This is a genomic window from uncultured Nevskia sp. (genome assembly GCF_903885465.1).
Lineage (GTDB): Bacteria > Pseudomonadota > Gammaproteobacteria > Nevskiales > Nevskiaceae > Nevskia.
This window is the reverse complement of sequence record NZ_CAISIQ010000394.1, coordinates 1-10,455: the sequence shown is the minus strand read 5'-3', so window position 1 is coordinate 10,455 and position 10,455 is coordinate 1. Positions and strand designations below refer to the sequence as shown.

Sequence of the window (10,455 nt, the reverse complement as noted above, 5' to 3'; positions counted from 1 at the left end):
CTTGAAGTGATCGATATCGACGAGCAGGAACAGCAGGATGTGATCGGGGCTGTAGCTGTCCGGCCCCTTGCGGCGATAGAAGGCGAGATCCTGCGGCAACTGGTTCTGCAGGTAGCGGCGGTTGCGCAGGCCGGTCAGGGCATCGGTGTAGCTGGCCTTCTCGAGCTGCTGGTTGGCGATGGCCAGCGCATCGGTGCGCTGGGCGACGATGGTCTCGAGCACCGCGCGGCGCTGGTTCAGCGCCCGCAGTTGCCAGCGATGCCCGGCATAGCCGACCAGCAGCAGACTGAAGGCCAGCAGCGCGTAGAAGCTCAGCGTCTCGTGGAATTTCGGCGCGATCGCGAAATGCAGCGAAGCGGGAACCTGGCTCCAGATGCCGGCATTGTTGGCGCCGCGCACTTCGAAGGTGTAATCGCCCGGCGGCAGGTTGGTGTAGTCGGCATCGCGGCTCATCAGATCGGTCACCGTGCGCCAGTCCTGATCGTAGCCGCGCAGGCGGTACTGCAACTGCACGGCGTAAGGGTTCTGGAAGCTCAGTGCCGAGAACTTGAAGCTCAGGTCGCGAACCCTCGGCGGCAGTTTTTCGGCCGCGAACTGCGCGAGGCTGAGCCAGCCAGTGCCGGTGTTGACCGCTTCGATGCGCACCGTCGGCGGCACCGGATTGCGGGCCATGGTTTCGGTCGGCACCACCAGCACGCCGTCGCGGGTCGGCAGCCAGATCGAGCCGCGATCGAGAAAGCCCTTGCTGTTGCCGGCGCCGTTGCAGCACTCGCCGCGCGGGCCGGTGCCGCGTGCTGCCAGTTCGTTGCCGTAGACCTCGGCATGGAGCAGTCGTTGTCCGCCCTCGTTCCGTGGTCTCAGATCGCCGACCGGCAGGCGATACAGGCCGCGTAGCCCGGCCACCCAGAGATAGCCGCGACCATCGTCGGTGATGAAGAACGGCGAGTTCTGCGGCAGGCCCTGATCGTGGCTGAAAGCGGTCCAGCGCTCGCCGTCGGAGACGAAGATCTGCTCGGTGGCAACGCCGACCACGAGGCTGCGATCGGGCAGTTCGTGGATTGCGGTGACATCGATCTCGGCCGGCAGGCCGTTGTTGCCACCGAGCATGTTGACCATGCCGGACGCCCATTCGGCGAGACCGTTCTGGGTGCCGAGCAGCAGCCGGCCATCGCGGGTCTGGTAGAGCAGGCGGACGCTGGGATCGGTCAGGCCTTCGGCCTCGCCGTAACGACTCAGCACGCCGCCGGCAAAGCTGAACAGGCCATTCGAGGTGGCAAACCACAGACGCCGGGCGCGATCGCGCAGGATGCCGTTGATACGCAGGCCGACCAGCGGGCGAAGCACCTGCGGCAGATCATCGAGCGCGCCGTGACGCAGCAGGGCCGGGCCTTTCAAGGTGCCGAGCCAGACATCGTCGTCTTCGACCAGCAGGCTGTAGACATTGGGATCCGGCAACAGGCTGCCAGCGACGATGCTGCGGAAGCGGCCGCGCTCGAGCAGACTCAGGCCGCTGTCGGTGCCGACCCAGGTGCGCTCGGTACTGTCGTGCTCGACGGCCCAGACCAGCGGTGAATTCAGGCCCTCGGTGGTCGAATAGCGGGTGGTCAGGCCATTCCACAGCCGGGTCAGGCCGCGCGTGCGGCTGCCGAACCACAGGTTGCCTTCGCGATCTTCGAAAGCGCTGAGGTAATCCCAGCGGGTGCCCATGCGATCGTTGTCGACCTGTTCAACGACCGCGCCGTCGCGAATCCGGATCAGCCCACCGGCGGTACCCACCCACAGATTGCCGGCCCGATCTTCGTGCAGCACACCGATCGCCTTGCTGCCCAGCCCCTTGTCGCTGAAACGCCGCCAGGCGCCGTTCTCGCGCAGATACAAGCCGCCACTGGTGCCGGCCCAGAGGCGCGGCCCGGAAGTCACCAGATGCTGCACGCTGTCCTGCAGATTCAGGCCGGGCAGGGCCTCGAATACCGGATCCCCACCGTTGCTGCGGTAGACGCCGCCCCAGCCGCCGATCCAGCGCTGGTCGTCAGCTTCGACGATCGAGTACAGAGGGCCGGGCACGTTGCGGTCCTGCCGCAGCTTGCCGTCGACCACCCGATAGAGGCCAGCCGAGGTGGCGCAGATCACGTCGCCGGTGGCGGTGATCAGCAGATCCTGGATATCGAGATTGGCGTTGGCCAGCGGATTCTCGACCGGCACCGTCTCGAAGCGGCCGTCGCGATACCAGGCCAGGCCCTTGTTGGTGCCGATCCACAGACGGCGGCCACTGTCGAGGCGCATCGTCTGCACCTGGTTGCCGGGCAGGCCTGGAGAGGTGGCTGGCGTGTAGTTGACGAAGTTGACGCCGTCGAAACGGGCCATGCCGCTGAGCGTGCCGGCCCAGATGTAGCCGTCAGCGTCCTGGGCGACCGACAGAACGCCGATCTGCGGCAAACCCTGTTCGATCGACCAGCTGTCGCGGACGAAATTGTGGAAGCTCTTGTCGACGGCAACCGCCTGCGCGGTGCAAGGCATCAGCAGCCAGGCGTGCGCGCTCAGCCACAGACAGCTGGCCGCTATTGCGCTTCGGCATCGCCGGTCAATCAGCAAGGCAGGTTTCCAGCGACGAGCGGTCCAGGGTCAGGCATTCGTTCAGGGGGCACGGCGTCGTGCGGGGCTTCAGGTCTATTAAAACGGCTTGAGTGTACATCTCCGTTGTGTCGGGCAATCCGGGTTGCGGCCGCGCTTCGGCGTGCCGAAAAGACCGTTTGGCAGCATCGCGGTGCATCATTCAGCGCGATCGCAAACGGGGAATACGGCGGCATGAGCGGACGGCAATTGCAGGATCAGGTGATCGTCATCACCGGCGCATCGAGCGGCATCGGCGAAGCCGCCGCCCGGCAACTGGCCGCGGGTGGCGCCAGGCTTTGCCTGATTGCCCGTCGCGAAGATGAACTGCGCCGCGTGCAGGCGGACATCGTGGCCGCTGGAGGCCGTGCCGAGGTTCATTCGGCCGATCTCGCCGATGGTGCTTCGGTGGACGCGCTCTGCGTTCGCCTGCTGGCCGAATATCCGCGCATCGACGTGCTGATCAACAACGCCGGACGCTCGATCCGGCGCAGCCTGCGGGAGTCGGTCGGTCGCCATCACGACTTCGAGCGGACCATGCAGATCAACTACTTCGCCGCCGTGCGGCTGACCATGAATCTGCTGCCGCGGCTGCTCGAACAGGGCGGGGCGCACATCGTCAACGTGTCCAGTGTCGCCACGCTGATGAACTCGCCGCGTTTCGCCGCCTATCTGTCCAGCAAGGCGGCGCTTGATGCTTTCGCGCGGGTGCTGCGCATCGAGCACGAAGCCGATGGCATCACCGTGTCGACGATCAATTTCCCGCTGGTCAAGACGCCGATGACCGCGCCGACCGAGGCTTACCAGCACGTCGAACAGATGATGCCGGACGAGGCGGCCGGCTGGATCGTCGACGCGGTGATCCATCGCCGGGCACGGCGCACCACCTGGCTGGCGCGCAGTTTCGGCATCGCCACCGCGGTTGCGCCAGGCCCGGCGCTGCGGCTGATCGCCGGCTATTTCCGCCGTCGCGCGCTGCGCATCGCGCGACAGATGCAGACGCAGGTCTGATTCGCCGATCGGGCAAAATCGCTCGCACTCCTCAATCCGCGAGTTGTCCGGTGACCTTTCAAGAAGCGCTGCAAAGCCTCAAACCTGCCGGCCCCGGCGCCTGGACCGCCAGCATCGGCGCCGATTGGGAACAGGGCCGCACCTTGTTCGGCGGTCTGCAGGCTGCACTGGCGATGCGGGCAATCCGCGAACTGCTGCCGGATGCGCCGCCGCTGCGAACCTTGCAGGTCACTTTCATCGCGCCGCTGTCGGCCGCCAAGGTCCGCATCGAGGCGCGACTGCTGCGTCAGGGCAAGTCGGCGATGCATGTCGAGGCCCGGCTTTATGACGGCGAGCAACTGGCGGCGCTGATGATCGCGGTGCTCGGCGCCAGCCGGGAATCGACGATCGCCATCGCGCCGCCGCCGGTCACCGCCAAGCCGCCCGAGCAGTCGCAGCTGATGCCGTTCATTGCCGGGATCGCGCCAGCGTTCCTGCAACACCTGAAGTTGCAGTGGGCGAGCGGTGCGTTCCCGTTCTGTGGCGGCAAGGAGGCGCGCACCCAGATCTGGGTGGAACTGCGCGATATCGCGACGATCGACGAATCAGCGGCGATTGCGATTGCCGACGCGATTCCGTCGCCGGCCATCTCGCTGTTCCGCAAGCCGACGCCGGCCAGTTCGCTGAGCTGGATGCTGGAATTCCTCGGGCCGTCGCTGGATCAGCCGGCCGCGCCGTGGCTGATGGATGCCGTGGTCAGCTCGGCGGCGGATGGCTATGTCAGCCAGACCGCAACCTTGTTCAACGAGCGCGGCGTGCCCGTGGCGCTGAGCCGGCAGAGCGTGGTGATCTTCGGCTGAACGACAGCGCCGCATCGTCAGTCACGAGGCTGCGGCTGACCCCGACCGCGTCTGCTGGCATCATTGCGCCCCGCACAACCGCGGTCGAAGCTGGAATCCATGAAAAAGACCTCATTCCCGAAGCAGGACATCAAGGTCCTGCTGCTCGAAGGTGTTGCACAGACTGCCGTCGAAAATTTCCGCGCGGCGGGCTACACGAACATCGAGTTCCACGAGAAATCGCTGCCCGAAGCGGCGCTGATCAAGGCGATTTCCGATGCCCATTTCGTCGGCATCCGCTCGCGCACCCAGCTGACCGCCGAAGTGATTGCCGAAGCGCGCCGTCTGGCGGCGATCGGCTGCTTCTGCATCGGCACCAATCAGGTTGATCTGGCGGCCGCTCAGGCGCGCGGCATTCCGGTGTTCAACGCGCCGTATTCGAACACCCGCTCGGTGGCCGAACTGGTGATCGCCGAGGCGATCATGATGATGCGGCGCATCCCGGAGAAGAACGCCGAATGCCATCGCGGCGGCTGGTCGAAGTCGGCCGTCGGCAGCTTCGAAGTGCGCGGCAAGACGCTGGGCCTGGTTGGCTACGGCCACATCGGCACTCAGGTCGGCGTACTCGCCGAAAGCCTGGGCCTGCGGGTGATCTATCACGACATCGAAACCAAGCTCGCGCTTGGCAATGCGATGCCGGCGGCCAGCCTCAATGACCTGCTGCATCGCTCGGACATCGTTTCGCTGCATGTGCCGGAAACGCCGGCGACCCGGCTGATGTTCGGCCAGCCCGAGATCACCGCGATGAAGCGCGGCGCGCTGCTGATCAATGCTTCGCGCGGCACCGTCGTCGATATCGATGCGCTCGCTGAGGCACTGCGCAGCGGCCAGGTTGGCGGCGCTGCCGTCGACGTGTTCCCGGTCGAGCCGAAGGGCAATGACGACAAGTTCGTCTCGCCGCTGATCGGCATGGACAACGTCATCCTGACGCCGCACATCGGCGGTTCGACCCTGGAAGCGCAGGAAAACATCGGTATCGAAGTGGCGGCCAAGCTGGTTCGCTACAGCGACAACGGCTCGACCCTGTCGGCGGTCAACTTCCCGGAAGTGTCGCTGCCCGAGCATCCGAACAGCCATCGCCTGCTGCATATCCACGAGAACCGTCCGGGCATGCTGTCGCGGATCAATGAACTGTTCTCGGCCGGCGCCGTCAACATCGAAGGCCAGTACCTGCAGACCAGCGGCAACATCGGCTACGTGGTTATCGACATCGCCGCTGCCGATGAACAGGCCGAGAAGCTGAAAGACCAGCTGGCGGCGATCTCCGGCACCTTGCGGACGCGACTGCTCTACTGAGGGCCGACTACTGATGATTCGGGCGGAGACAGCGGTATGCGCAATGGCTTGCTCCTGCTGCTCTCAGTGCTCGCGATGAGCAACGCCACGGCGGCACCGAAGGCGGCGCCCTACGGTTCCTGGGTGTCGCCGATCACCTCGGATGCGATCGTTGCCGAGTCGCTGAAGCTCGGCCAGGTCGCGCTCGATGGCGACTCCATCTACTGGGTCGAAGGCCGGCCGGCAGAAGGCGGGCGCAACGTGCTGATGCTGCAGCGGCCGGATGGCCTCGTCGCTGAAATGACGCCGGCTGCGTTCAACGTCCGCACCCGCGCCCACGAGTACGGCGGCGGCAGTTTCACGGTCGCCGGCCACATCGCCTACTCCGCCACTTTCAACGATCAGGCGCTGTACCTGCAGCCGCCGGATGGTCCGCCGCAGTTCTTTGCTGGCGAGGCCGGCGCTCGTTTCGCCAATGGCCTGATCGATGGCCCGCGCAGCCGGATGATCGCGGTGCGGGAAGCCCATCCCGAAGACGGCAGCGAAGCGGTCAACACCCTGGTGTCGATCGGCCTCGAAGGCGAGCACGTCATCCGCACCTTGGTGCGCGGTGCCGATTTCTATTCGTCGCCGACCTTGAGTCCAGATGGCCGGCAGCTGGCTTGGCTGAGCTGGTCACACCCGAACATGCCCTGGGACGGCACCATCCTGCAGGTCGGCCGCTTCGATGCCGATGGCTACCTCGTCGATATCCGCACCGTGGCCGGCGCGGCAGATGAATCCGTCTTCCAGCCGCAGTGGTCGCCGGGCGGTGAGCTGGTGTTCGCATCGGACCGCAACGGCTGGTGGAATCTGTACGGCTGGAACGGCAGCAAGACCCGGCTGATTCACGAAGCACAGGCCGAGTTCGGCGAGCCGCAGTGGGAGTTCGGCATGAGCCGCTACGGCTTCCTGCCGGACGGCCGGATCGTCGCCAGCTATCTCGCCAACGGCATCGCCAGGCTGGCGATCATCGATCCCAAGACCGGCAAGCTGAAGGACATTCCGACGCCGTTTCAGGAGATCAAGGAACTGCGGGTCGGCAACGGCTTTGTCGTCTTCCTCGGCGGCTCGGACAGCGAAGCGCGTTCGCTGGTGCGGCTGGACCTGAAGACCAGCCGTTTCGAGATACTGCGTCGCGGCAGCAAACTGAAAGTGGAATCGGCCTATCTGTCGAAACCGCAGTCGATCGCCTTTCCGACCACCGGCGGCAAGACCGCCTACGCATTCCACTACCCGGCGGCCAATCCGGCCTATGTCGGCCCGAAAGGCGAACGCCCGCCGCTGATCGTGCTCAGCCACGGCGGCCCGACCAGCCAGGCGACGCCGACCTTCAATCCCGCGATCCAGTTCTGGACCTCGCGCGGCATCAGCGTCGTCGACGTCAACTACGGCGGCTCCAGCGGCTACGGCCGCGACTACCGGCGTCGGCTCAATGGCAACTGGGGCGTGGTCGACATCGACGATTGCGTCAGCGCTGCGAAGTATCTGGTCGCCCAGGGCCTGGCCGACGGCGATCGACTGGCGATCCGCGGCGGCAGCGCCGGCGGCTACACCACGCTCGGCGCGCTGGCGTTCCGGCCCGGCGTGTTCAAGGCCGGCGCCAGCTATTACGGCGTCGGCGATCTCGAAGTGCTGGCCCGCGACACCCACAAGTTCGAATCGCGTTACCTCGACAGCCTGGTCGGTCCGTATCCGGCCGACAAGGCGCTGTATGCCTCGCGCTCGCCGATCAACAGCGTCGACAAGATCGCCAGCGCCCTGATCCTGTTTCAGGGCCTGGACGACAAGGTGGTCCCGCCGAACCAGTCGCAGATGATGTTTGACGCGGTCAAGGCCAAGGGCCTGCCCGTTGCCTATGTCCCGTTCCTCGGCGAAGGCCACGGCTTCCGCGCAGCGGCGGCGATCAAGCGCAGCCTCGAAGCAGAGCTGTACTTCTACGGTCGGGTGCTCGGCTTCAAGCCCGCGGATGCGCTGGAAGCGGTGGCGATCGAGAACCTTCCGCCGCCGACCTGATCGACGCATCTGTGCCGCGCAGCTGACCGTAGACTGCCGCTCATGAAGTCTCCGAATCGCCTGAAGCAATCGCTGCTGCCGGCCCTGACCGGCCCGGTGAAAACCCGGCTGCGCAACTGGGTGATCGGCGTGTTCCCGCGCAATGCCCAGTTGGCGATCGAGTACGACCAGCCGCTGGGCGATCCGGGGCTGTTCGGGCCGGATTCGGTGACCTGGCGCATCCACGGCGATTTCCCGGCGATGATGGCCGGCGGCATCGGCGCCTTGATGCTGCAGACCTTGCATCCGGCGGCACTCGCTGGCGTCTGGGATCACTCGAATTTCCGTCACGATCTGATCGGCCGCCTGCGTCGCACCACCGCGTTCGTCGCCGGCACGAGTTACGCGCCGACCGGCGAAGCCGAGCGCCTGATCGCCCGCGTGCGCGGCATTCACAACCGGGTGCGCGGCGTCACCGAAGATGGCCAGCCGTACGAAGCGAACGATCCGGCGCTGCTGACCTGGGTGCACGTCACCGAAGTGTCGAGCTTCCTGCGCGGCTATCTGCTCTATGCCGATCCGAACCTGCCGCTGGCCGTGCAGGATCGCTATTACGCCGAGAACGCCCAGGTGGCGATCGCATTGGGCGCTGCCGAGGTACCGATCTCTGTGTCAGAGGTCGCGGCCTATTTCGAGTCCGTACAGAAGGATCTGCGCTTCAGCGATCGGTCGCGGGAAGTGCTCGCGGTGCTGGCCGACATGAAGTTGCCGATCCCGATGTCCGGCGTCTCCAAGCATCTGTTCCTTGGCGCCGGTGCGGCGCTGCTGCCGGATTGGGCGGCCGCGCGTATCGAACGCTCGCTGTTCCAGCGTCTGCGCGACCAGGCCGGCGCGCGCAGCCTGAATGCGCTTGGCCCGCTGTTCCGCGCTGCGCTCACCGACGGCATCGCGCAGCGTGCCTGCCGGCGAGTCGGTATCGATCTGACTGCGCTGCGGAGTTTCCCGGCGCTGCCGCCACCGAGTCCGGTTCGCCGGACGCCGCGCCGCAAGCAGGCCTGAACCGATGAGCGCGGCGCCGCAACGCAAGATCGTTCATGTCGATATGGACGCGTTCTATGCGTCGGTCGAGCAACGCGACGATCCGAGCCTGCGCGGCAAGCCGGTGGTGGTCGCCTGGAAAGGCCAGCGCTCGGTGGTCTGTGCGGCGTCCTACGAGGCGCGCACCTACGGCATCCGCTCGGCGATGCCGGCGATCCGCGCCGAGCGCCTGTGTCCGAATGCGGTGTTCGTGCCGCCGGATTTCGTTCGCTATCGCGCGGTATCGCGGGCAACGCGGGAAATCTTCGCCCGGCATACCGCGTTGATCGAGCCGCTGTCTCTCGACGAGGCTTATCTCGATGTCACCGAGAACCGGTCCGGCCTCGGCAGCGCCACGGCGGTCGCAGTGGCGATCCGCGATGCGATTCGCGAGGAACTCAAGCTGACCGCGTCTGCCGGCATCGCGCCGAACAAGTTCCTGGCCAAGATCGCTTCGGACTGGCGCAAGCCGGACGGCCAGTACGTGATCCGGCCGCGCGAGGTGGAAGCCTTTCTGGCGCCACTGCCGGTGGCCAAGATTCCCGGTGTCGGCAAGGTCATGAACGGCAAGCTCGAAGCGCTGGGCGTGATCACCGTCGGCGATCTGCGCGGGCTGGAGCTGGCGGCGCTGGAAGCGCGCTTCGGTCGCTATGGCCGGCGTCTGTACGAGCTGGCGCGCGGCATCGACGAGCACCCGGTGATCGCCGATCGGCCGGTGATGTCGGTGTCCGCCGAAGACACTTTCGCCGAAGACGTGCCGCTGAGCGCGCTCGAACCGATGATCCGCCAGCTGGCCGAGAAAACCTGGGCGGCGGCGATGAAGACGCCACGTGTCCCGCGCACCGTGGTGCTGAAGCTGAAGACCCGTGAGTTCCGGATTCTCACCCGCAGCCTGACCCCGCCGCAGCCGCCGGCGAGCTGTGCGGAACTCACCGATATCGCGCTGGCGCTGTGCGGAAGGGTCGAGACCGATGCCGAGGCCCGCTATCGCTTGGTCGGCGTCGGTCTGAGCAACTTCGGCGAGCCGGATGCCGTGAGCCCGACCAGCCAGCCGGACCTGTTCGCCAGCGTCTGAGCAGGCCGTGTCCGTCAGCAGGCGGCTTGCAGCAGAAAGCCGGAAGCTGTGGTCATACTCGCCTCAAGCCGGTTCGCGACGCCGGCGCATCCTGCCGGGCAACGCGGCTCACCGATCTTCGAACCAACATGAAATCCCGCCATCTGCTGCCCGTCGTCACTGGTCTGATGCTGTCTACCTGCGGGTCACCGGCCCACGCCGAAGCGACCGCCGATGCGGCCAATCCGCTGATGCAGACCAGTCCGCTGCCGCTGCAATACCCGCCGTTCGACCAGATCCGTAACGAGCATTTCCTGCCGGCGCTGGAAGCCGGCATGCGTGATCAACTGGCCGAGATCGCGGCAATCGTCGCCAATCCGCAAGCGGCGAATTTCGACAACACGGTGGTCGAGATGGAGAAATCCGGCGTCTTGCTCGGCCGCGCGCTGACCGTGTTCTCGAATCTGAATGCGACCAACACCAACCCGGAGATGCAGAAGATCCAGCAGACAGTGG

At 66.0% G+C, this 10,455-nt stretch carries 7 protein-coding genes and 1 pseudogene; 7 read left to right on the top strand and 1 reads right to left on the bottom strand.

Annotation, left to right across the window (positions count from 1 at the left end):
• Positions 1 to 2,517: two-component regulator propeller domain-containing protein (locus QZY06_RS15340; RefSeq protein WP_295685938.1), on the bottom strand; the 2,517-nt coding region annotated here is incomplete at its 3' end.
• Positions 2,518 to 2,805: 288 nt separating this feature from the next.
• Here QZY06_RS15340 and QZY06_RS15335 point away from each other — a divergent pair.
• From QZY06_RS15335 to QZY06_RS15305, 7 genes and pseudogenes are all read left to right on the top strand, one after another.
• A complete protein-coding gene (locus tag QZY06_RS15335; RefSeq protein WP_295685937.1) occupies positions 2,806 to 3,621 on the top strand; it encodes an SDR family NAD(P)-dependent oxidoreductase in 816 nt (271 codons plus the stop codon).
• Positions 3,622 to 3,671: 50 nt separating this feature from the next.
• Positions 3,672 to 4,460 (top strand): thioesterase family protein, encoded by a 789-nt coding sequence (locus QZY06_RS15330; protein WP_295685936.1) that lies wholly within the window; start codon positions 3,672 to 3,674, stop codon positions 4,458 to 4,460.
• Positions 4,461 to 4,559: 99 nt separating this feature from the next.
• A complete protein-coding gene (gene serA, locus QZY06_RS15325) occupies positions 4,560 to 5,795 on the top strand; it encodes a phosphoglycerate dehydrogenase (RefSeq protein WP_293397603.1) in 1,236 nt (411 codons plus the stop codon).
• Between the two features lie 36 nt (positions 5,796 to 5,831).
• Positions 5,832 to 7,829: a prolyl oligopeptidase family serine peptidase gene (locus QZY06_RS15320; protein WP_295685935.1), complete on the top strand. Its 1,998-nt coding sequence runs from the start codon at positions 5,832 to 5,834 to the stop codon at positions 7,827 to 7,829.
• A 42-nt stretch (positions 7,830 to 7,871) separates the two neighbouring features.
• Positions 7,872 to 8,867: an oxygenase MpaB family protein gene (locus QZY06_RS15315; RefSeq protein ID WP_295685934.1), complete on the top strand. Its 996-nt coding sequence runs from the start codon at positions 7,872 to 7,874 to the stop codon at positions 8,865 to 8,867.
• Positions 8,868 to 8,871: 4 nt separating this feature from the next.
• Entirely contained in the window at positions 8,872 to 9,960 is a 1,089-nt protein-coding gene (gene dinB / locus QZY06_RS15310; RefSeq protein WP_295685933.1) for a DNA polymerase IV, read from the top strand.
• A 128-nt stretch (positions 9,961 to 10,088) separates the two neighbouring features.
• Positions 10,089 to 10,455: pseudogene (locus QZY06_RS15305) on the top strand (dipeptidyl carboxypeptidase II); the annotation flags it as partial.